Below are 20,754 nucleotides of genomic sequence, written 5' to 3' on the forward strand. Positions count from 1 at the left end.
GTGCGGGTCGTTGTGAGGTGCTGCGAGCGCGTAGACCGCCAGTGCAGTCGGCACGATGGTTGCGCCGGCGAGGTAGATACGGGATTTCAGGTCGTTGATCGACATCGGTTCCTCCTCTCGTGGGGTAGAGAACGAATCGGTGATAGGTCACACCGACGTCTGGGAGGCCCCGCCAGGAGCAGTGACGGCTTCCGACCCGCGCTCCGCGGTCGGTCGCGAGCAGGCGATCACCAAGAGGACGAGACCGGCGAACAGGAACAGGTCGCCGATGCTGAGAACCTTCATCAGAATGGGGATCGGGAGAAGGTCCGCGAGCGGGGTCCAAAGCTGGGATACATCTCCAAGGCGGATGTAGCCAGGGGCGTCAGTGACCAACTCTGCGTCCGAGTATCCGGCGAGCCGCGCGCCAGAAAGGCTGTAGGGCATTGCTCCAAGTGCTGCGATCGGAATGGCGTTCGACATTGTGCCCAGTGGGATCAACCACAGGGCCCAGAGGCCCGCTCGGCTAGATGAGAACGATCGGTTCAGCCAGCAGAAACCAACCGCGACACAGACAACCAGGACTGCGTAGAGACGTCGTTCGGTCGCCTCCGGGAACTCCTCGGGCCACCACCCGTTGTTCTGCACGAACTGGAGCACGGCCGCGATGGCAATCAGCCAGACTCCTTGCAGTTTCGTCAGAGAGGTCGCGACGTTCGGGCGGGCGACGACGATGAGGCCGATGACTGCTGGCAGCATCATCAGCGTGAGCATTCCGGGGCCTGGCACCCGCCGTACGGTAGTGGGATTTGAACGGGGGGGGGAAGAGTCCCTGCGTCAACTATCGCTCCAAGGCGTGCTTCTTCCGACCCAAGGAGCGGAGATCACACCTGGCGTGCGCTGCACTCCTAGGGGTCGTACGCCCTCATCGGCTCGGACCTGAAGGTCGCTGACGCCGCGGCCGCCTGCAGGCGGATCGTGCGGCAATACGCAGGTCCGGGGCTTGGCCATATGCAGGTCTGTGGGTCGAGCCCGGCCTCGCTGCAGCGGCCTACGCCAGCATTTCAGATGCACTCGCCCGCCACGACGGGAAATCGTCAGAACTTTTTCTCGACTCGCACGTATCAGCGCAATCGGCGCGTACTCCTTGGGGCTGTCCGGGCCGAGATTCGGGGGAACTCGGTTCGGATGCTGACGCCGCGGCCTTCGGGGGAGGGCCAGCGGTTCGGGGCCGCTGCGGGGGTTGGGCACGAGGGGGATGCCCAACCCGCGCCAGGCGGCCCAAACGGGGGCCGGGGGCGTAGGCCGGGCGGGGCGGTGAGGGGACTTGACTGCCCCGCCCGGCAACTTTCGATTGTCCCGTGCCCGCAGCGCGACGGCAATGGTTGCGCGAGCGCAGAACTGAAATGTGTTCTACGCGGAACGGTCCAGCCGGCCGAGGCGCTTGCCGAGGGCCGGGGTGACCCGGTCGACCCAGGTCGCGGTGATGTGCGAGTCGTCGTAGTAGGTGACGACATCGCCGACGACGAGCGGGCACCGCTCGGTGCAGACCAGGTCGACGATGTCGACGTACGTGGCCTCCGTGCCCTCGAGCGCCTCCTGGGTCACCTCGTTGGAGTCGACCTCGGTGCCGTCGGCCTTCACGACGCAGTCCTCGAGGAGGTTGCGGGCGTCGGAGAGACACTCGCCGGGGTCGTTGTCGACCGCGGGGACATCGGCGAAGACGCGTACGTCAGGGGTGATCTTCTCGAAGGACCGGACGCCGTCGCGTACGCCCTGGCGCCACTGCTCCTCGGTCGAGACGCCGTCGCGCTCCTCCATGTCGAGCATGCCGCGAGCGCCGACGACGATCGTGTCGGGGTCGAGCTCGGCGATCTGCTCGTTGGTCCACTTGCGGAAGTCCTCGCACTCCTCGACGGTCATCTTCGAGGACTTCTGCTTGACCCCGTACGCAGCGCAACCGAGCTTCACGTACGGAACCAGCTTCACGTGCTGGCGTTCGGCGAGGGTGTCGAGCGCGGGCAGCCACATCCCGATGTGGGAGTCGCCGACCACGGCGACGGTGCGGTCGGCCTTGCCGTCGCCGTAGACGCAGTCGCCGTCGAGCTCGGTCTCGCCGTAGCCCGCGTAGCAGTAGCCGCCCCGCTCGGCCCACGAGTCGCTGGCGTCGAACTTGGCCTCCGGCGGCAGCGGCGCGCCGTCCTCGGCGGCCTCGATCGTCGTCTTCAGCACGCCGGTGACCGGCTTGTCGTCGGTCTCGAGGACGTCGGGGTTCTCCTTGAACCACTCCTCGGCGTTGGCCTTGGCGACGTCCACCTGATAGCCGGCGTACGCCTGGGAGCTCGTGCCCGCGACCAGCGCGAGCGCAGCGGCGGCGGGCCAGAGGGCGAGCGCGCGGCGGCCCTTGGTGAGGTGCGGGATCTTGTGGCGCTGGAACGGCATCTCGATCCAGTGGTAGCTCGCCGCGGAGGCAGCCAGGATGAGCGCCAGCATGATCAGCAGCTGGCGTACGCCCCCGCCCGGGATCACCTCGGGTGCGAGGATCAGGATCGGCCAGTGCCACAGGTAGAGGCTGAACGAGATGTCACCGAGGTAGCGCAGCGGCTGCTTGGAGAGCAGCCAGCCGGTCGGGGTCGCGGGGCCCGCGACCAGGAGAGCAACGGTGGCGAGCACCGGGACCAGCGCGTGCCAGCCCGGGAAGTGGGTCTCCTCGCTGAAGCTCGTGGTGGCGTAGGCGAGCGTCGCGACGCCGGCGATGCCGAGGGCTGCGGCGTACGGCTTCTTGATGTGCGTCAGGCGCCCCGCGACGCAGGCGAGCAGCGCGCCGGCGGCGAGCTCGAACGCCCGGGCAGGGGTGGAGAAGTAGGCCGTGGTCGGGTCGGTGGCGGTGACGTGCAGCGACCAGGCGAGGCTGACCACCGCCACGAGGGCGGCGAGCGCGGTGATCGCCCGGCGCCGGTGGTGCTTCGGGATCCAGAGCGCGACCGCGAGCACCAGCAGCGGCCAGACGACGTAGAACTGCTCCTCGACCGAGAGCGACCAGTAGTGCTGGAACGGCGACGGCGCGGCGTTGTTGAAGTAGTCGACGGCCTCGCCGGCGAAGTGGACGTTGGCCAGGAAGACCGCCGCCCAGCCCGCGTCGCTCGCGATCTGGTCGGTGCGTGTCTGGGGCAGGACGATGGCGCTGTAGGTGAGGACGACCAGCATCGTCGCGGTCGCCGCCGGGAGGATCCGTCGGGCGCGTCGGGCATAGAACTGGCTGATGCTGACCGTGCCGCTGCGGTCGGTCTCACGCAGCAGCAGGGTGGTGATCAGGAACCCGGAGAGGACGAAGAAGACGTCGACTCCGACGAATCCACCCTCGAACCCGGAGAGTCCCGCGTGTCCTGCGATCACCAGACCGACAGCGACGGCACGGAGACCTTGAACATCGGCGCGCCAGTTCGAACTCATTCAAAAAAGCCTATGTCAATGGCCCTGATGGGTCATAGCTGACAGTCCCGCTGGGTGGTCTGATTCTCAGCCGAATCTTCACCTTTGGCGAGCGAGACCGCAGTTGTGGCGAACGAATCTTCGGTTGTGGCGGACCAATGTGTCGTTTCGTCCGCCAGAACTCAAGACTCGGCTGACAGAAGTGAAGATTCGGTGAGAATCGGTCAGATTCGCTCGCGGAGCCAGGCGAAGTCGCTGGTGTGCTCCGCCGCTCCGCCCGGGGTCTCGCAGATGACCGGGGCACCGGCGTCGCGGACCACGCCCGCGAGCAGCTCGGGGTCGATGCGGCCGGCGCCGAAGTTGGCGTGGCGGTCGGCGCCGGAGTCGAACTCGTCGCGGGAGTCGTTGCAGTGGACCAGGTCGATGCGGCCGGTGATCTTGCGGACGTCCTCGACCACCGTCTCGAGCGGGTTGCCGCCGGCGTGGGCGTGGCAGGTGTCGAGGCAGAAGCCGACGTTGTCCGCGCCCTCGGCGGTGGAGATGGCCTCCCAGACGCCGGCGATCCGGTCGAGGTAGCGCGTCATCGCGTTGTCGCCGCCGGCGGTGTTCTCGATCAGCAGCGGGATCTTGAGGTCGGTCGCCTCGATCGCCTTGCGCCAGTTGTCGAAGCCCTTGGCCGGGTCGTCGTCCTTGTTGACGTGACCGCCGTGGACGATCAGGCCCTTGGCGCCGACCTCGGCCGCGGCGTCCATGTGCTGCTGGAGGAGCTTGCGGCTCGGGATCCGGATCCGGTTGTTCGTCGTGGCGACGTTGATGATGTAGGGCGCGTGGACGTAGAGGTCGACGCCGGCCTCCTCGGCGCGGGCCTTGAGCGCTGCCGCGCCGTCGGCGTACGTCACCACGGGGCCCTTGTAGGACTGCGGGTCGCCGAGGAAGAACTGCACGAGGCTCGCCCCGCGCGCGGTCGCTTCGGCGACGGGGTCGGTCTGGTCTACGTGGGCACCGATCGCAACAGCCATGGGCCCAGTCTAGGACGCGGCACCGACATTCCTCGGGGTTGACTTCATACCTTACGGGGGTATGGTAGTCGCTATGGACGAGCACAGCGGGCACGAAGGCCACGCGGATCACGGATACCTTCACAACAAGAACAAAGAGGCCTATCTCAAGCGCCTCAAGCGCATCGAGGGCCAGGTGCGCGGGCTGCAGCGGATGGTTGAGGACGAGGCCTACTGCATCGACATCCTCACCCAGATCTCCGCCTCCACCAAGGCGCTCCAGGCGGTCGCTCTCGGGCTGCTCGACGAGCACCTCGGTCACTGCGTCGCCGGCGCGGTCCAGAGCGGCGGCACCGAGGCGGACGAGAAGCTCGCCGAGGCCTCCGCCGCCATCGCTCGCCTTGTGCGGTCCTGATTGTCAACAATCCAACAACCCTAGGAAGAGTCTCATGAGCACCCAGAACTTCACCGTCGTCGGCATGACCTGTGGCCACTGCGTCGCCTCCGTCACCGAGGAGGTCACCGAGATCGCCGGCGTGAGCAACGTCGACGTCGACCTGGCCTCCGGCAACGTCACCGTCACCTCCTCCGAGCCGATCTCGGACGACGCCATCCGCGCGGCCGTCGAAGAGGCCGGCTACTCGCTGGCCTGATCACCATGAGCCCCACCGCCACTCCCACGGAGCAGCAGCTCGAGATCGAGGGTATGACCTGCGCGAGCTGCGTGCGCCGGGTCACCAAGGCCATCAGCCGCGTCGAAGGTGTCGAGGACGCCAACGTCAACCTCGCCACCGAGACCGCGCTGGTCCACTTCGATCCCACCCGCACCGACCTCGCCGAGATCAGCGCCGCCATCGAGAAGGCGGGCTATCAGGCGGTCCTGCGATCGTCGACTGTCGACAATCCGCAGGAGCCTTCGACAGACGAAGACGATCGGGACGTACGCCGCGAGACAGAGCTCGTCCAGCTCAAGCGGCGGTGGATCACGGCCCTGGCGGTGGGGCTCGGCCTGATGGCGTTGATGTACGTCCCCCTCCCGGTCAACGCTATGGAGCCGGTCATGTCGATCGTGCTCGTGGTCGCCGCGATCACCCAGTGGTGGGCGGGCCGCGACATCTACGTCGCGGCGGTGCGGGGCATCCGTCACGGCTCCGTCGACATGAACACCCTGGTCACGCTCGGCACCGGCATCGCCTTCGCCTACAGCGCCTTCGTGACCCTCTGGATGCGGCAAGCCGAGGCGTGGGGCCTGCCGCTCCACCTCTACTTCGAGACCTCTCTGGTCATCGTCGCGCTGGTGCTGATGGGCCGCTGGCTGGAGGCACGGGCCAAGTCGCGTACGGCTGACGCGGTCAAGGCCCTCGTCGGACTGATGCCGGAGACGGCCACGGTCGTCCGCAACGGTCGCGACGTCACGGTCCCGGTTGCGAACCTGCAGGTCGACGACAGGATCCGCGTCCGCGCCGGGGAGAAGATCCCGGTCGACGGCCGCATCGTCGCCGGTGCCTCCTACGTCGACGAGTCCATGCTCACCGGTGAGAGCGACCCGGTGCGGAAGGCCGAGGGCGACATCGTCATCGGCGCGACCATCAACCAGACCGGCTCGTTCGAGATCGAGGCGACCGCGGTCGGCTCCGAGACGACGCTGGCGCAGATCATCGCGATGGTCGAGTCGGCCCAGGGCTCCGGCACCAAGCTGCAGCGCCTGGCCGATCGGGTCTCCGAGGTGTTCGTGCCCGCCGTCCTGGTCGTCGCCGCGCTCACCTTCGTCGGCTGGCTGGTCCTCGGCCCCGACGCCGAGCGACTCACCAGCGCCGTCACCGCGGCCATCGCCGTCCTCATCATCGCCTGCCCCTGTGCCCTGGGCCTGGCCACGCCGGCCGCCGTCATGGTCGGCGCCGGACGCGCCGCCGAGCTCGGCGTGCTGGTCGGCTCGGGAGAGACCCTCGAACGCGCCCGCTCGGTGACCGCCATCGTCTTCGACAAGACCGGCACCATCACCCACGGCAAGCCCGAGGTCTCCGAGATCGCCCCGGCCGCCGGCTGGACGCCGGACGCTCTGGTCCGGGTCGCAGCGGCCGCCGAGACCGGCAGCGACCACCCCCTCGCGACCGCGCTCCGCACCCGAGCCGAGGCGTCACCCGCGTCGGCCGAAGCGTCAGTTGCGTCGGCCGAGAAGTCACCCCGTGACGTCTCGGCCGGCGCGAGCGACCTTTCGACCGACGTACGTGACGTCTCGGCCGGCGTGCCTGACGTCTCGGCATTCGAAGCCCATCCGGGACGCGGGATCAGTGCCGTTGTCGACGGACGCCGGGTGGTCGTCGGCAACGCGGCGATGCTGGCCGAGGAGGGCATCGAGGCCGCCGACAACGGCTCGGTCCTGGTCGCGGTGGACGGTGCGTACGCCGGGGCGATCCGCGTCGAAGACCAGGTCCGCGACGAGGCCAAGGAGACCGTGCGCCTGCTCGAGGAGTCGGGCGTCGAGGTGCACATCCTCAGCGGCGACGCGGCCGCGACGGTGGCGAAGGTGGCCGACGAGGTCGGCGTACGCCACGCCGCCGGCGGTCTCCTGCCCGAGCAGAAGCTCGCCCGCATCCAGCAGCTCCAGGACGAGGGCAAGGTCGTCGCGATGGTCGGCGACGGGATCAACGACGCCCCGGCGCTGGCCCAGGCCGACGTCGGGATCGCGATCGGCACCGGCACCGACGTCGCCCTGGCCGCCTCCGACATCACCCTGGTCGGCGGCGACCTCCGGGGCGTGGTGACCGCGCTGGCGCTCTCCCGCCGCACGGTTGCGACGATCAAGCAGGGCCTGTTCTGGGCGTTCGCCTACAACGTGCTGCTCATCCCGGTCGCCGCGCTCGCCCTTCTCGACCCGGTCCTCGCCGGCGCCGCGATGGCGATGAGCTCGGTCAGCGTGGTCACCAACGCCCTGCGCCTGCGCGGCTTCCGGCGTCCTGATACCCCCGAGGCGTACGCCGGGCGTGGCTTCGTCACCAAGGTTCGTGACGGTGGATATCTGCTGGTCACGGCCGTGGTCGCGCTCTCGATCGGCGCCGCGCTGACCTACCTGTCGCGCACCGAGCCGGCTCAGCGGGGCATGAACGGCATCCTGGAGTGGGCGCAGGGGATGAGCCCGATGCGCCCGTCGATGAGCGAGATGCACGAGGTCGACCTCGCCCCGGTCGCCTCGGAGGAGGCCGGCATCGACGTGGCCATCACCCGGCGGGACGGCGGGCTCCGCTTCCTCGTCACGGACGCCGCGACCGGCGAGCCGGTGTCCGACCTCGGCCGCACCCACCAGGCCTGGATGCACGTGATCGTGACCAGTGCGGACCTCTCCTGGTTCCGCCACCTGCACGCCGAGCCGACCGGCCGCCCGGGCGAGCTCGAGACCGACGTGACCTTCCCCGCCGGAGGCACCTACCGCGTCGACACCGAGTTCCGCCGGCGCGCCGACATCGCCGACGTCCTCGACCGCCAGCAGCTCACGATCGACGGTACGCAGCCCCCGGCCGTCCCGCTCGAGGCGAGCCCGAGATCGTCGACTGTCGACAATCTCACCGTCACGCTCGAAGGCACGCTGGTCGCCGACCAGCAGGGCGATCTGCACTTCCGGTTCGAGGACAGCAGTGGGAAGATTGTCGACGATCTACAACCGTATCTCGGTGCCGCCGGCCACGTCGTGGTCATGAGCGCGGACGGCGAGACGTTCGTGCACGGTCACGCCGAGGGCGACGAGCTGGCGGTCCCCGGGGCCACGTTCGGCCCCGAGCTCGGGCTGCACCTGGACGTACCGAAGGCCGGTCTCTACCGCCTCTGGGCCCAGTTCCGGCTGGGCGACGGCGAGGTGATCACGGTGCCGTTCACGGTCGAGGCCGGGGATTCGGTCGAGGGTTCCGCTGGTTGATACGCTGACGCGTCCCTCTTCACAGATGGAGACGGGACATCGCATCAGCCCTCCTGCCATGGAGAGACCATGGCCGCCGAGTCCGTAGGAGGTGGAGAACGCTATGCGCGCCTATGAAGTAATGGTGATCCTCGAGCCCAGCCTCGACGAGCGCACCGTCGCCCCGACCCTTGACAAGTTCCTGAAGGTCGTCACCAACGATGGTGGCACCGTCGAGAACGTCGACGTCTGGGGACGTCGCCGTCTGGCCTACGAGGTCAACAAGAACGCCGAGGGCATCTACGCCGTCGTCAACCTGACCGCCGAGCCGAAGACCGTTCTGGAGCTCGACCGCCAGCTTGGCCTCAACGAGCAGATCCTGCGTACGAAGGTCATCCGCCCGTCCAAGTGACGCGGATGTCACCGTCGGAAAATGTCGGTGCGGGGCCCTATGTTGGGCCCACACGGGAAACAGCTCCTGAACCGACACCGACACCCAGATCAGACTCAAGGGAGATCTCATGGCAGGCGACACCGTCATCACCGTGATCGGCAACCTCACCGACGACCCGGAGCTTCGCTTCACGCCGTCCGGTGCAGCGGTGGCCAACTTCACGATCGCTTCGACGCCCAGCAGCTTCAACCGGCAGACCAACTCGTGGGAGGACGGGGAGACCCTCTTCCTGCGTTGCTCGATCTGGCGCCAGGCCGCTGAGAACGTCGCCGAGTCCCTGCAGCGCGGCATGCGTGTCGTCGCCCAGGGCCGCCTGAAGTCGAGGTCCTACGAGACGCGTGAGGGCGAGAAGCGCACTGTCTTCGAGCTCGAGTGCGACGAGATCGGCCCCTCGCTCCGCTACGCGACCGCCAAGGTCACCAAGACCAGCCGGCAGTCCGGCGGCCAGGGTGGCGGCGGCGGTTACAACCAGGGCGGTGGCTACAACCAGGGCGGCGGCTACGGCGGCCCCCAGGGTGGTGGCCAGCAGGCCCCGGCCGGCAACGACCCGTGGGCCTCGCCGGCTCCGCAGCAGCCCGCCAACGCGGGCGGCGGCGCGCCGGCCAACGACCCGTGGGCGACCCCGGGCGTGGGCAACGACGAGCCTCCCTTCTGATCAACAGATCCATATATTCGAATCCCTCAACCATTCCGGCACTCAACCCATAAGCCGCTCCGCGGCGGGGCCGGGCTTCTAGAAAGGAAGCACCACAATGGCCAAGGCAGTGATTCGCAAGCCTAAGAAGAAGGTTTGCCAGTTCTGCAAGGAGAAGGCGACCGGTGTCGACTACAAGGACGCCACCCTCCTCCGCAAGTTCATCTCCGACCGCGGCAAGATCCGCGCCCGCCGCGTGACCGGCAACTGCGTCCAGCACCAGCGCGACGTGGCCATCGCCGTCAAGAACGCGCGCGAGGTCGCTCTGCTGCCCTACACCTCCACCGGTCGCTGAGGAGGATCGACATGGCTACCAAGATCATCCTTCAGCAGGAGGTCACCGGGCTCGGTTCCGCCGGTGACGTCGTCGAGGTCAAGGACGGCTACGCCCGCAACTACCTGATCCCGCGTGGCGACGCCATCCGCTGGACCCGTGGCGCCGAGTCGCAGGTCGAGTCGATCAAGGCTGCGCGTGCGGCTCGCTCCGTGCGCGACGAGGCTCACGCCTCCGAGATCAAGGGCAAGCTCGAGGCCAACACGGTCAACGTGAAGGTCCGCGCCGGCAAGGACGGCCGCCTCTACGGCGCCATCACCGCCGCCGACATCGCCTCCGCGGTCTCCGAGGCCACCGGCGAGTCGATCGACAAGCGCACCATCGCGCTGGGCAACCCGATCAAGTCCCTCGGTGCCCACGAGGTCTCCGTCAAGCTCCACGACGAGGTGTCCGCCAAGCTGGCCCTCAACGTGGTCCCCGCTTGATCTAGGGATTCACACAGGCCCGCCTCCTTCGGGAGGCGGGCCTGTTCGTTGTCGTCGAGGAGTCCGGCTCAGAACTTTTCGGCGATGGCGGTGAGCTTCGCGACGTAGCCCGGCCAGTCGTACTCCGAGGGGATGTTGTCGCCGGCCTTGCGCCAACCGACCGCGCCGTCGAGCTCTTCGCGGAGGATGTCGGCCTGGCCGCAGTGGCCGGCGAGGTCGGCGAAGAGGTGCACCAGCATCTGGTGGAGGGTGACCTCCTCACCGCCCCAGTGCGGTACGTGGCCGACGGTGTCGATCGGCAGCGCGTCGATCGTCTCGTTGCCGTGAGCGATGACGCGACGGTAGCGGTCGATGATCCCTTCGGTGGTCTCGTCCTCGGTGGCGTACCAGTCCGCCTGTGGATCGACCTCGTAGTCCTCCTCCGAGACCAGCTCCTCGGGATGCGGGAACGGGCGGCCGAAGGTCGCCCCGAGGTAGACGGCCTCGACCCCGGTGACGTGCTTGATGATGCCGAGCAGGTTGGTGCCGGTCGGCGTACGCGGCATCCGGGCCTCTCGCTCCGGCAGGTCCTCGACCTTGGAGATGAGCGCCTCGCGGCGTGCGTCGATGTAGGTCTTCAACGTTGTCTTCGGATCAGCAGGCATGTGCTGACCTTCGCGCCAAGCGGGTTCCGGCGCAACCGAGTATGTGGGACGGGTTGTCTCGAAACCCCATCGAAACATCGGGTGGATCTATAACCTGTTCTTTTGCGGATCGCCGGGGATCCGCTGGCGGCCATTCGGGAGGTCCCCCATGTCTACCGATGACAACCGAGTCGTGCTGGGAAAGCTCGAGGAGGTCAAGCCGCACTCCAGGTGGATTCTCGGCGAGACGCTCGAGGTGATGCTGCACAACGGCGTCGACCGGCCCGCCGATGTTGCGGTGTGGATGAAGCTGCCACCGTCGACGGCCGCCTACCGCGTACGTCTTCTCCGCGAGCTCCTCGGGCCGGATCTGCACGACCCGGCTCTCAGGCTGGCGATGATGCGCGCGCTGCGCTCGGCGCTGCCGCGGTGGCGGGCGGAGGCTGCGTACGCGAAGCGACGCCGGGCGAAAGGTAACCGGGACACATGTTGTTGATATGGACGAAATAGTGCGGGTCCCTGGTCGGGACCGGCCCGCACACACCGCGCCGCTTCTAGCGTGATCGTCGGCCGAGAACCCTCGGCCGACCCCACCACCAGAGGAGCGTGTCATGTCGAGCATGTCCAAGCTGGCCAGATTCACCGTCGCACCGGTCGCGGCCGTCGTCGCGATCGGCCTCGCCTCACCAGCAGCCTTCGCCGCCTCGAGCTACAACGTCAGCGCCGGTTCCGCAGCCGCCGGATCGAGTGTCGCCTTCGGAGCGCAGGGGAGCAACATCACCTTCCACGACGAGACCGCCGGTACGTCGGTCACCTGCAGCGGCAGCTCGATCTCGGGTTCCACGACCGTGGGCCAGGGTCTCAGCGGCACCGGGATCGCGACCCTCAACGGCTCGAGCGTCTCCTTCACCGACTGCACCGGCCCGCTGGGGATCGAGTTCACCATCACCGGTTCGGGCAGCTGGGCGCTCAACGCGACCGGCGACACCGCCAGCGGCACCACCGCTGGCAACATCAGCGGGATCACGGCCAAGGTGAGCGGATCGGGCTGCTCGTTCACGGCCTCCGGGTCCGTGGCCGGCAACTACACCAACGGTGCCTCGTCCGGCACCCTGTCCCTGCCCGGCAGCGAGGCCACTCTGACGCTCGCCAACGTCTCGGGCTTCATGTGCGGTATGGCCGGGATCGCGAACGGTGACAAGGTCTCCTTCGCGGCGACGTACGCGGTCAACGCCACCGACGCGGCCAACAACCCGATCGCGGTCACCAGCAACGCCTGAGCGAGCTGTTCGCCCGCTCGCTGGTCGTTGACGCTCAGGCCCCGGTGACCAGCCAGCGGTCGCTCCGCGCTCGAAGAGTCAGCACGACGAAGCGCGCCCCCATGAAGCCGATCGCGAAGGTGACCCACACCCACACCAGCCCGCCGCCCAGGGCGACGGCCACAGCGACGAGCGGCACGTACGCGACCAGGGTCCAGATCCCGCCCCACGCCAGGTAGCGCCCGTCGCCGGCGCCGATGAGCACCCCGTCGAGCACGAAGACCACGCCCGCGACGGGTTGTGCGACTGCCGCCACGATCAACACCGGCACCAGCAGCTCGCGTACCGCCCGGTCCTCGGTGAAGAGCGCGCCGAGGAAGGGCGAGAGGGCAGCCAGAAGTACGCCGACCGCGACCCCGATCACGACGCCCCACCACACCATCCGGGCGGTGATGGCCCGCGTCTCCCCGATGTCCCCGGCCCCCAGCGACCGCCCGGTCAGCGCCTGGGCGGCGATCGCGATCGCATCGAGCACGAACGCCAGGAACGTCCACAGCGTGAAGGCGATCTGGTGGCTCGCCAGCCCGACGGCCTGGTCGCCGACGGTGAGATGGGTGACGGCGTACGTCGTGACCAGCAGCGCCGCGCGCAGCGTCAGCGTACGCACGACGAGGGCCACGCCGGCCCGCGCGGCGGCGCGGATCCCAGGGAGATCCGGGTGCAGCGGCGCGTTCTCGCCGCGGGCGGCGCGCACCACGACGTAGGTCAGCATCCCGGCCGCCAGCACCTGTGCGATCACCGAGCCGATCGCTGAACCGGCGATGCCGAGGCCGGCGCCGTAGACGAGGGCGAGGTTGAGCACGATGTTGAGTACGTTGGCGACGACCGCCGCGACCAGCGGCGTCTTGGTGTCCTGGAGACCGCGGAGCACGCCGGTCGCGGCCAGCATCATCAGCAGCGGCGTCACCCCGAGGACCGCGATCCGGAGATAGGTCGTCGCCGGGCCGACCACGTCGTCACCCGCGCCGATCGCCCGGCTGAGCGGTTCGGCCAGAACCATGACCGGGACGGTGACGACGACCCCGATGATCACCGCGAGCCAGATCCCGTCGATTCCCTGGCGGAGCGCGCCGGCGGTGTCGCCGGCGCCGATGCGGCGGGCCACGGATGCGGTGGTGCCGTATGCGAGGAAGACGCAGAGGCCGACGATCGACTGGAGCACGACGCCCGCGACCCCGAGGCCGGCGAGCTCGCGGGTGCCGAGGTGGCCGACGATCGCGGAGTCGGCCAGGAGGAACAGCGGCTCGGCGACGAGGGCCAGAAAGGCGGGGATCGCGAGCCGCCAGATCTCCTTGTCGAGCACTCGGCGGTCGGCCTTCGAGTAGGTCTTCGCATCCGCCGGGGTCGTCACGGTCACAAGGTTAAACACCGTCGGCTCGGAGCGTTGTTCAGGGCAGGTGGAAAACCTGTGGAAAACGTCGCTGCGGCGCTATGTCGACAAAACGCCCAACCAGGGACGGCGATCTCGGCGGTAAAGACGAATGGGGAGCGTACTTTCTTCCGTCCACAACCTATGGACAGCAAAACCCCAGGTCAAGCGGCCTTTACCGAGGGCATTGCACCAGTTATGCACAGGCACTTCCCCAGGCTGTTCACATTGACCAGGGTGTCGTCCACCGCTATCCCCTGGTTATCCCCAGGGCCTGTGGATAACCACCTGTCGCCGATGCGGTCTGCGACGTAAGGTCGCGGAGACTTGAGGTGTCGTCGAGGGTCGGCCCAGATCTGTGGGAGCAGAAACTGTCGGTGCCCGCCCGTAGCGTGGGACCGGATCGACCACGGAACACGCGACGACGGTCCGCAGACCACGGAGGGCAAGGGAATGAGCGTCACTGAGACCGGTTCGATGGACGGTCCGGGCGACTTCCCGGAGCCCCCGTTCGAGGAGTGGGGCGACGGCCCTGCGGCCTACGAACCGGGCAACGCCCCGCGCGCGGCCAACGACCGCACACCACCGCAGGACATGGCCGCCGAACAGGCCGTCCTCGGTTCGATGCTGATCTCGAAGGACGCCATCGCCGACGTCTCCGAGACGCTGCGCGGCACCGACTTCTACCGCCCGTCCCATGAGTCGATCTACGACTCGATCCTCGATCTCTACAGCCGCGGCGAGCCGGCCGACATGGTCACCGTCGCCGACGACCTGCGCCGCAAGGGCGAGCTCGAGCGCATCGGCGGCGCTCCCTACCTGCACACCCTCGCCTCCAACGTCCCGATCGCCGCCAACGCTGCCTATTACGGCGAGATCGTCCGCGACAAGTCCGTGCTGCGGCGCCTGGTCGAGGCCGGCACCAAGATCGTGCAGATCGGCTACGCCGGCGAGGGCGAGGTCGACAACATCGTCGACGAGGCCCAGGCCGAGGTCTTCAAGCTCACCGACAAGCGCTCGGGTGAGGACTACTCCCCGCTCGCCGACATCATGGACGGCGTCCTCGACGAGATCGAGGCGATCTCCAACCGTGAGGCCGGCCTCTACGGCGTCCCCACCGGCTTCGCCGACTTCGACGAGCTCACCAACGGCTTCCACGCGGGTCAGATGATCATCGTCGCGGCGCGCCCTGCTATGGGCAAATCAACCCTCGCCTTGGACTTCTGCCGCGCGGCCTCGATCCACAACAACCTGACCAGCGTCTTCTTCAGCCTGGAGATGAGCCGCTCGGAGATCACCATGCGTCTCCTGAGCGCCGAGGCGAAGGTGCCGCTCAACCACATCCGCAACGGCAACATGTCCGACGACGACTGGAACAAGCTCGCCCGCAAGATGGGCGAGGTCTCCAGTGCGCCGATGTTCATCGACGACAGTCCCAACATGACGATGATGGAGATCCGGAGCAAGGCCCGACGGCTCAAGCAGCGCCACGACCTCCGGCTCATCGTCATCGACTACCTCCAGCTGATGAGCTCCGGCAAGAAGGTCGAGTCCCGTCAGCTCGAGGTCTCCGAGTTCTCCCGCCAGATCAAGCTGCTGGCCAAGGAGCTCGAGGTCCCGATCATCGCGCTGTCCCAGCTCAACCGTGGTTCCGAGCAGCGCGCCGACAAGCGCCCGGCGGTCTCCGACCTCCGTGAGTCGGGCTGCCTCACGGCAGAGACGCGCCTGCTCCGCGCCGACAACAATGCCGAGATCACTCTTGGTGAGCTGTTGGAGACCGGCGCCGAGGACGTACCTGTCTGGGCCCTCGATGACCGCCTGAAGCTCGTTCCGCGCACGTTGACGCATGCCTTCCCGAGCGGCATCAAACCGGTGTTCGAGCTTACGCTGGCCTCCGGCCGCCGGATCCAGGCGACGGGCAACCACAAGTTCCTCACCTACGACGGTTGGATGCCGCTCTCTGAGCTGACCGAAGGCTCCCGCATCGGTTCCATCCGCCACGTACCTCCGCCGTTGAACGAACGACGCGGCAATGACGACGAGATCGTGCTGCTCGCCCATCTCCTCGGCGATGGTTCGTTCGTGAAGCGTCAGCCGATCCGCTACGCCAGCATCGACGAGGCCAGCCTGACCGCTGTCTCCGAGGCCGCCGAGCGACGGTTCGGCATCACTCCCAAGAGGGACGACTACGAAGCCGCGCGGGTCACCACCCTTCGCTTGCCCGCCCCCTACCGCCTGACCCACGGCAAGCGGAACCCGATCGCCGCCTGGCTCGATGAGGACGGACTCTTCGGCCTCCGCTCGCACGAAAAGTTCGTTCCCGACTGGGTCTTCGCACTCCCCAAGGAGCAGGTCGGTCTCTTCCTCCGCCACATCTGGGCCACCGACGGCTCGGTCCGCTGGGACGAGAAGGCCTCACAGGGCAGGATCTACTACGCCTCGACCAGCCGTCGCCTGGTCGACGACCTGGCTCGCCTCCTGGGCAGGTTCAACATCTTCACCCGCGTGAAGAAGGCGACGAAGGAGAGCTACCGCGACGGTTGGCACCTCCTGATCTACGGCACGGAGAACCAGCTCCGCTTCATCGATGAGATCGGTGTCCACGGTGAGCGCGGACGGAAGGCCGAAGCGCTGGGCGACAAGATCCGAGATGTTCGCGGCAACACCAACCTCGACACGGTCCCGAAGGAGGTCTGGGCAGATGTACGTGCCCTCCTCACGGACCAGGGGATGACTCAGCGCGAGTTCGCGGCTGCCATGGGCAGCCAGTTCTCCGGATCATCGATGTGGAGGCACTCCCCGAGCCGCGAGCGCCTCGCCGACGTCGCGACGGTCCTCGAAAGTGCCGACCTAGAGGTGATGGCCACCAACGACGTCTACTGGGACACCATCAAGTCCGTCGAACCGATCGGTGACCTGCCGGTCTATGACGCCACGGTCATGGGAGTCCACAACTTTGTCGTCAACGGCATCGCGGCCCACAACAGCCTGGAGCAGGACGCCGACATGGTCGTCCTCCTCCACCGCGACGACGTCTACGAGAAGGAGTCGACCCGCCCCGGCGAGGCCGACGTCATCATCGCCAAGCACCGCAACGGCCCCACCCGCGACCTCGTCGTCGCGTTCCAGGGTCACTACAGCCGCTTCGTCGACATGGCCCACTGAGACGCAATGCATCCGAAAGCGCGGCGAGCATGCGAATCTTCGATCGATTTGTAATTACGTCGTCGGGATTCACCCACTACCCCCCAGGTTGCGCGAGCGACCTGGGACAACCGGATAGAAAAGAAGTTGGGACGGGCGTTGCAGCGCCCGTCCCAATACAGAGGCAACTACGTCACCGCCTGTGCAGTCGCAAGCGTAGTGCCTCTGGATAAATCCCCCTAGACGGGCCTAACCAGAGGAACAAGCCATGACCAACCCTCACCGTTGCAAGGTGAAGCTCATCGGTCGCGCGTGCGACCACGATCTCTGCGTTCAGTTGACCCGAGCGGTCCCGCCTGAACTCCGATGCGTCGACTCCCAGCCTGCCGGATATGGCAGAGGTGGTGGGGCGACTTGCGGATGCCAGGTGCCTGACCGCTTGGAGAGCGTCGTTGAGCGCGAACTCCGCGACAATCTCCAGGAGTCCAGGCGCCGTGGCTTCGTGAGAATTTCGGCAGCCTGATCGATCCCGGCCAAATGTGAGCGGGACTCCACGAAGGCCGCGAGATAGTTGCTACGCGCGTGCGTGGACGCAAGAGATTGAGGGAGCGATGGGGCTCGGGTCCTGTCGTTGCCGTCTGGCACCAATTGGCATTTGCCTCGCCGCGTTGGACGTTCGACCCGACCGCGGGAACGAGTCTGCCGTCCTCGCGTCTCGTTCGAACAACCCAGATCAGCGCACTCAGGATGCTCATCCAGCAAGCCAGGAGCCTTTCGGCGTAGCCGGGCGTTGGCGTCGTGCGAAATCGTAGAACTCGCCCATGAGTTGTCGGTCATCGGAAACGACCCGATGGCAAGGGGAACAGGACACACTGGATGGGCGGCGATCGATCGGGGCAAGACAGGAGACCTGGCGTGCGTGATTATCTGTACTTCTCCGAACGACTGGCTCGGAAGATCATCGAGGACAACCAGGGCGCACCCCCTCGGGCTCCAAAGACAACGCTTTCGATACGGCCCGGCGGCGTTGGCGGAGACATCACCTGGGATCCAGAGCAACAGCACCCTTCGACTCGACACGGTTGGGCGGAAGCGGCCGACGCGATCGTCGGCGATCACGCACCGTGGGGATGGGACCCGAACGCTTCTTCGATGTTTCTGCGTGGACGCAGCCCCGCGTTTCTGGCTGACCTTGTCGGCGGTTCCGTCACACCCCACGCTGCCATGGTCGGAGCGACTTACCTATGGAATGGAGCCGAAGTCAACCTATGTCTGTTCGGCTCAAGGCAGAACCTAGACGGCGCCGTCCCGCGCGTCGACCCGACCCGGCGGCAGGGTTGGTTTAGTTCGCACACAGTCGGCGTGCGCCAACTCCTGACGTTCGCGTTGTTCGGTGGCAACGATTGTGACGAGGACGCTGCGTACGCCGCGAGCAGCGGTGTGGACGACGAGGACTTGGTCTGGAGCGCCGCCAACATCATGCGTGGGCAAGGCCTAGTGGGCAATGGAAGCCGGCCGCACTCAGAAGCGCCGTCACTTCGGGGATACACGATTCTCGAGGGCGAGTTCGAGTGGTTGGCGCGCATCTACTGGTGGCGTACTGGTGACCCCGACTTTCAGAATGTCGCGGTGGGCGCCCCGGTTTTCGTGCGAACGGTCTCTGGCAGACCATGGTCCGTATACGAACCGGTCCTAGCTCATCAGCGGCTGGCTGAGTTGGACCTCAAGCGCGGCCGCATAGCACCCGCGCAACCAAGGCCACTGCCGGTGAGGTCGAACGTGTCTAGTCACGCCACGCGTCGGCCGTGGTGGCCCTTCTCGGAGAAGGGCTGAACCTCTACCGCACAGCGGCGTCGACGGCTGGGATTCCTCTGCGTCGCGACGTTCCGAGCGGCAGTGCAGATAGGCGTTGCCGACGTCACCCGCGCTTGGTTTAATGCTCAGGCCTTCTCGGGGCCAGACTTTAGGAGCAGATATGCGGAAGTCGGTGCTCACCGTTGTGGGCGCTCTGTCACTGATGTTCAGCCTCGCCGCCCTGCAGGCGCCGCCGGCGAGCGCGACCGTCACGATCTCCGTCTCCGCATCGGCCTCCAAGGTGAGCGAGGGATCGGCGGTCCGGATCAGCGGCACGGCGTCGGGGGCGAAGCTCGGCAGCGTCGTCAACCTGCAGCGCTGGTACGACGGTGCGTGGCGCCGGGTGGCGAGCAAGAAACTCGTCGACACCCGGCGTTTCTCCTTCCGCATCACGCCGCCACGGGGAGTACAGCGCTACCGCGTGCACAAGCCAGCTCAGCTCGGCCAGGGAGCTGCGACGTCACCGACGCTCTCCATCACGGTGACGTGGCGCCCGAAGGTGACGGCCACGACCTCGGTGTTCCTCCGGTCCGACCGCCTCTGGATCACCCGGGTGACGGGCGTCGCCCCGGCGTACGCCACCGTCAACGTGCAGCACTGGGACCAGGCGACCAGCCGATGGATCACGACAGGGCCCGGTGCGGTTGCCGACTCCGCGGGGCGCTACCGCGTCGATGTCGAGAGGCGCCCGAACGGCTGGCGCTTCCGCATGGTGAGCTCGCCCTCGGGGCCGCGGTTGAGTGGCTACTCCACCACCCTCAGCGCCGTTCAGCGGCCGGTCCCGCTGGCGATGAACCAGGAGATCCAGATCGGCGCTCTCGTCGCCGACACCGTTACTCGCAATGCCTCGCTGACGCTCCCCGCAACTGCCGGTGACTTGGTGTCGGTCGCCATCAACGCGGAGGCCCGGGCCTCGACGGTCAACGTCGAGCTCAACGGCACCCCGATCGCCACGCTGGAGCCATACCAGCACCGCGTGTCAGTCTTCCGTGCGCCGGCGACGGGTACGTATCGGTTGACCTCTCACGTCTACGACGGGATCTCGGGACCGGTCACGATCTGGACGTCGACGTCCAAGACGTTGGCGTTTGGCCAGGACCGTCCCGGCCAGATCCTGGAAGCGTCCGTACCAGCAGCGGCCGATGACATGTACACGCTGACGGTGTCTGAGTACGAACAGTGGCCATTTCCCTACCGTTATTTCCTCGACCCTGACGGTCTTGCGGTCGAGACGCTCTACACCGTGCGCACGTCCTACGGAAACGCCCGTGTGCTTCGGCTGCCGAAATCCGGCACACATACGCTGCGCTACGTCCCGCACGAGCTCGATCCAATCGAGGTGAGCGACATGCTGGAGCCGATCGCCACGACGGATGCGACCCTCGATGGCGGCCCTGTGTCCGGTGGACCGCGCGTGTCGTCAGGAGCGGGCCGGTTTCGCTTCACCGCTCCGGCCGGCACGACCTTCATCATCAATTCCTGGGTCGAGGGTCAGCTCCTCACGCCCTCCGGGGACGTTGTGAACGTCGGTGCGGGGGAGACGTGTTTCGAGAATGCCGCGGGAGGGCAGTACGACTTGGTCGTCTGGGCATTCGACACCGTCTCGTTCTCTGCCCGGACCGCAAGGCGATGCCCGAACAACTGACCTCACAGCCATCGGCAGGTGCGGCGTAGACGAACGTCAACGCCGTCCCGACGCCGGCGTCGACGGCGTCAGATCGAGAGCCCACGTCACGACACGATCCCCCTCGTCGTACGCCCACGGCTCGGAGGCAGCAGCGAAGCCGGCGCGCTCGTAGAGCGCGATGGCGCGTACGTTCGTCTCTCTGACATCCAGCTCGATGCGCTGGAACCCGGCTTCCCGCGCATGCTCGACGGCGTCGGCGACCAAAGCCGCGCCCATGCCGCGTGAGGTGACAGCCGGGTCGACGCAGAGCCGGGACAGGAGCGCGACGCCGTCGTCTCTGGTGAGCGTGAGCGCGAAGCCGTCGGGTGCTGACCCGACGACGGCGAAGCGTACGGTCGGTTCCGTGAACGCCGCGTGCGCTCGCTCCATGGCCTCGGCGGCGACGTCCGACCCGTCGCGGGCGACGATCACCCGCGTCCACAGATCGACGCAGCGATCCACGTCGCCGATGGACCCGGTGCGGATCGAGAAGCTCATGCGCCCAAGTGTCGCTGGTGGATGGCCACACACAAGCGTGCGCCGGCGTGAGCGCCCCTGCAGGGAGGGAGGGGGC

At 67.3% G+C, this 20,754-nt stretch carries 17 protein-coding genes; 11 read left to right on the forward strand and 6 right to left on the reverse strand.

The genetic code is table 11. The features are described from left to right. Positions 1-147 precede the first annotated feature (147 nt). From ACFVJS_RS14975 to ACFVJS_RS14985, 3 genes are all read right to left on the reverse strand, one after another. On the reverse strand, positions 148-753 hold the full coding sequence (locus tag ACFVJS_RS14975; protein ID WP_378881438.1) for a DUF5317 family protein: 606 nt from the start codon (positions 751-753) through the stop codon (positions 148-150). A gap of 639 nt (positions 754-1,392) precedes the next feature. Beyond that, positions 1,393-3,432, reverse strand: a complete 2,040-nt coding sequence (locus ACFVJS_RS14980) for an acyltransferase family protein (RefSeq protein WP_378881441.1) — start codon at positions 3,430-3,432, stop codon at positions 1,393-1,395. A gap of 203 nt (positions 3,433-3,635) precedes the next feature. Continuing rightward, positions 3,636-4,430 (reverse strand): deoxyribonuclease IV, encoded by a 795-nt coding sequence (locus tag ACFVJS_RS14985; protein WP_378881444.1) that lies wholly within the window; start codon positions 4,428-4,430, stop codon positions 3,636-3,638. Between the two features lie 73 nt (positions 4,431-4,503). Between ACFVJS_RS14985 and ACFVJS_RS14990 the strand changes: the two genes are divergently transcribed. The 7 genes from ACFVJS_RS14990 (at position 4,504) to rplI (ending at position 10,205) form a co-directional block, all read left to right on the forward strand. After that, on the forward strand, positions 4,504-4,824 hold the full coding sequence (locus ACFVJS_RS14990; protein ID WP_378881447.1) for a metal-sensitive transcriptional regulator: 321 nt from the start codon (positions 4,504-4,506) through the stop codon (positions 4,822-4,824). A 34-nt stretch (positions 4,825-4,858) separates the two neighbouring features. Then, positions 4,859-5,062 carry a heavy-metal-associated domain-containing protein gene (locus ACFVJS_RS14995; protein WP_378881450.1) on the forward strand — a complete coding sequence of 68 codons (204 nt, stop codon included), beginning with the start codon at positions 4,859-4,861 and terminating at the stop codon, positions 5,060-5,062. A 5-nt stretch (positions 5,063-5,067) separates the two neighbouring features. Next, complete coding sequence (locus tag ACFVJS_RS15000) at positions 5,068-8,319, forward strand: heavy metal translocating P-type ATPase (RefSeq protein WP_378881453.1); 3,252 nt, start codon at positions 5,068-5,070, stop codon at positions 8,317-8,319. 103 nt (positions 8,320-8,422) lie between these two features. Next, positions 8,423-8,710, forward strand: a complete 288-nt coding sequence (gene rpsF, locus ACFVJS_RS15005) for a 30S ribosomal protein S6 (protein ID WP_008355448.1) — start codon at positions 8,423-8,425, stop codon at positions 8,708-8,710. A gap of 109 nt (positions 8,711-8,819) precedes the next feature. Further along, complete coding sequence (locus tag ACFVJS_RS15010; protein ID WP_378881456.1) at positions 8,820-9,407, forward strand: single-stranded DNA-binding protein; 588 nt, start codon at positions 8,820-8,822, stop codon at positions 9,405-9,407. A gap of 97 nt (positions 9,408-9,504) precedes the next feature. Beyond that, positions 9,505-9,741, forward strand: a complete 237-nt coding sequence (gene rpsR / locus ACFVJS_RS15015; protein ID WP_008355445.1) for a 30S ribosomal protein S18 — start codon at positions 9,505-9,507, stop codon at positions 9,739-9,741. Between the two features lie 11 nt (positions 9,742-9,752). Continuing rightward, complete coding sequence (gene rplI / locus ACFVJS_RS15020; protein WP_378881459.1) at positions 9,753-10,205, forward strand: 50S ribosomal protein L9; 453 nt, start codon at positions 9,753-9,755, stop codon at positions 10,203-10,205. A gap of 68 nt (positions 10,206-10,273) precedes the next feature. On the opposite strand, the gene ACFVJS_RS15025 is transcribed toward rplI, so the two are convergent. Next, complete coding sequence (locus tag ACFVJS_RS15025) at positions 10,274-10,849, reverse strand: DinB family protein (protein ID WP_378881461.1); 576 nt, start codon at positions 10,847-10,849, stop codon at positions 10,274-10,276. Positions 10,850-10,997: 148 nt separating this feature from the next. On the opposite strand from ACFVJS_RS15025, the gene ACFVJS_RS15030 reads away from it, so the two are divergent. Then, entirely contained in the window at positions 10,998-11,324 is a 327-nt protein-coding gene (locus ACFVJS_RS15030; protein WP_378881464.1) for a helix-turn-helix domain-containing protein, read from the forward strand. A gap of 115 nt (positions 11,325-11,439) precedes the next feature. Further along, positions 11,440-12,108 (forward strand): hypothetical protein, encoded by a 669-nt coding sequence (locus tag ACFVJS_RS15035; RefSeq protein ID WP_378881467.1) that lies wholly within the window; start codon positions 11,440-11,442, stop codon positions 12,106-12,108. A gap of 34 nt (positions 12,109-12,142) precedes the next feature. On the opposite strand, the gene ACFVJS_RS15040 is transcribed toward ACFVJS_RS15035, so the two are convergent. Continuing rightward, positions 12,143-13,498 (reverse strand): MATE family efflux transporter, encoded by a 1,356-nt coding sequence (locus ACFVJS_RS15040; protein ID WP_378881471.1) that lies wholly within the window; start codon positions 13,496-13,498, stop codon positions 12,143-12,145. 612 nt (positions 13,499-14,110) lie between these two features. Here ACFVJS_RS15040 and ACFVJS_RS15045 point away from each other — a divergent pair. Further along, on the forward strand, positions 14,111-16,681 hold the full coding sequence (locus tag ACFVJS_RS15045; protein ID WP_378881479.1) for a replicative DNA helicase: 2,571 nt from the start codon (positions 14,111-14,113) through the stop codon (positions 16,679-16,681). A gap of 1,954 nt (positions 16,682-18,635) precedes the next feature. After that, positions 18,636-20,159, forward strand: coding sequence for a hypothetical protein (locus ACFVJS_RS15050; RefSeq protein WP_378881474.1), 1,524 nt, complete (start codon positions 18,636-18,638; stop codon positions 20,157-20,159). Positions 20,160-20,195: 36 nt separating this feature from the next. Here the strand turns inward: ACFVJS_RS15050 and ACFVJS_RS15055 are convergent, their stop codons facing one another. Continuing rightward, on the reverse strand, positions 20,196-20,678 hold the full coding sequence (locus ACFVJS_RS15055; RefSeq protein ID WP_378881476.1) for a GNAT family N-acetyltransferase: 483 nt from the start codon (positions 20,676-20,678) through the stop codon (positions 20,196-20,198). Positions 20,679-20,754 lie beyond the last annotated feature (76 nt).

The sequence above is a fragment of the Nocardioides sp. NPDC057772 genome (assembly GCF_042798075.1).
Taxonomy (GTDB): domain Bacteria; phylum Actinomycetota; class Actinomycetes; order Propionibacteriales; family Nocardioidaceae; genus Nocardioides.

Coding starts and splice junctions, on each gene's coding strand:
- ACFVJS_RS14975 (WP_378881438.1), bottom strand. CDS start 753: ATGCTCACGCTGATGATGCTGCCAGCAGTCATCGGCCTCATCGTCGTC.
- ACFVJS_RS14980 (WP_378881441.1), bottom strand. CDS start 3,432: ATGAGTTCGAACTGGCGCGCCGATGTTCAAGGTCTCCGTGCCGTCGCT.
- ACFVJS_RS14985 (WP_378881444.1), bottom strand. CDS start 4,430: ATGGCTGTTGCGATCGGTGCCCACGTAGACCAGACCGACCCCGTCGCC.
- ACFVJS_RS14990 (WP_378881447.1), top strand. CDS start 4,504: ATGGACGAGCACAGCGGGCACGAAGGCCACGCGGATCACGGATACCTT.
- ACFVJS_RS14995 (WP_378881450.1), top strand. CDS start 4,859: ATGAGCACCCAGAACTTCACCGTCGTCGGCATGACCTGTGGCCACTGC.
- ACFVJS_RS15000 (WP_378881453.1), top strand. CDS start 5,068: ATGAGCCCCACCGCCACTCCCACGGAGCAGCAGCTCGAGATCGAGGGT.
- rpsF (WP_008355448.1), top strand. CDS start 8,423: ATGCGCGCCTATGAAGTAATGGTGATCCTCGAGCCCAGCCTCGACGAG.
- ACFVJS_RS15010 (WP_378881456.1), top strand. CDS start 8,820: ATGGCAGGCGACACCGTCATCACCGTGATCGGCAACCTCACCGACGAC.
- rpsR (WP_008355445.1), top strand. CDS start 9,505: ATGGCCAAGGCAGTGATTCGCAAGCCTAAGAAGAAGGTTTGCCAGTTC.
- rplI (WP_378881459.1), top strand. CDS start 9,753: ATGGCTACCAAGATCATCCTTCAGCAGGAGGTCACCGGGCTCGGTTCC.
- ACFVJS_RS15025 (WP_378881461.1), bottom strand. CDS start 10,849: ATGCCTGCTGATCCGAAGACAACGTTGAAGACCTACATCGACGCACGC.
- ACFVJS_RS15030 (WP_378881464.1), top strand. CDS start 10,998: ATGTCTACCGATGACAACCGAGTCGTGCTGGGAAAGCTCGAGGAGGTC.
- ACFVJS_RS15035 (WP_378881467.1), top strand. CDS start 11,440: ATGTCGAGCATGTCCAAGCTGGCCAGATTCACCGTCGCACCGGTCGCG.
- ACFVJS_RS15045 (WP_378881479.1), top strand. CDS start 14,111: ATGGCCGCCGAACAGGCCGTCCTCGGTTCGATGCTGATCTCGAAGGAC.
- ACFVJS_RS15050 (WP_378881474.1), top strand. CDS start 18,636: ATGCGGAAGTCGGTGCTCACCGTTGTGGGCGCTCTGTCACTGATGTTC.
- ACFVJS_RS15055 (WP_378881476.1), bottom strand. CDS start 20,678: ATGAGCTTCTCGATCCGCACCGGGTCCATCGGCGACGTGGATCGCTGC.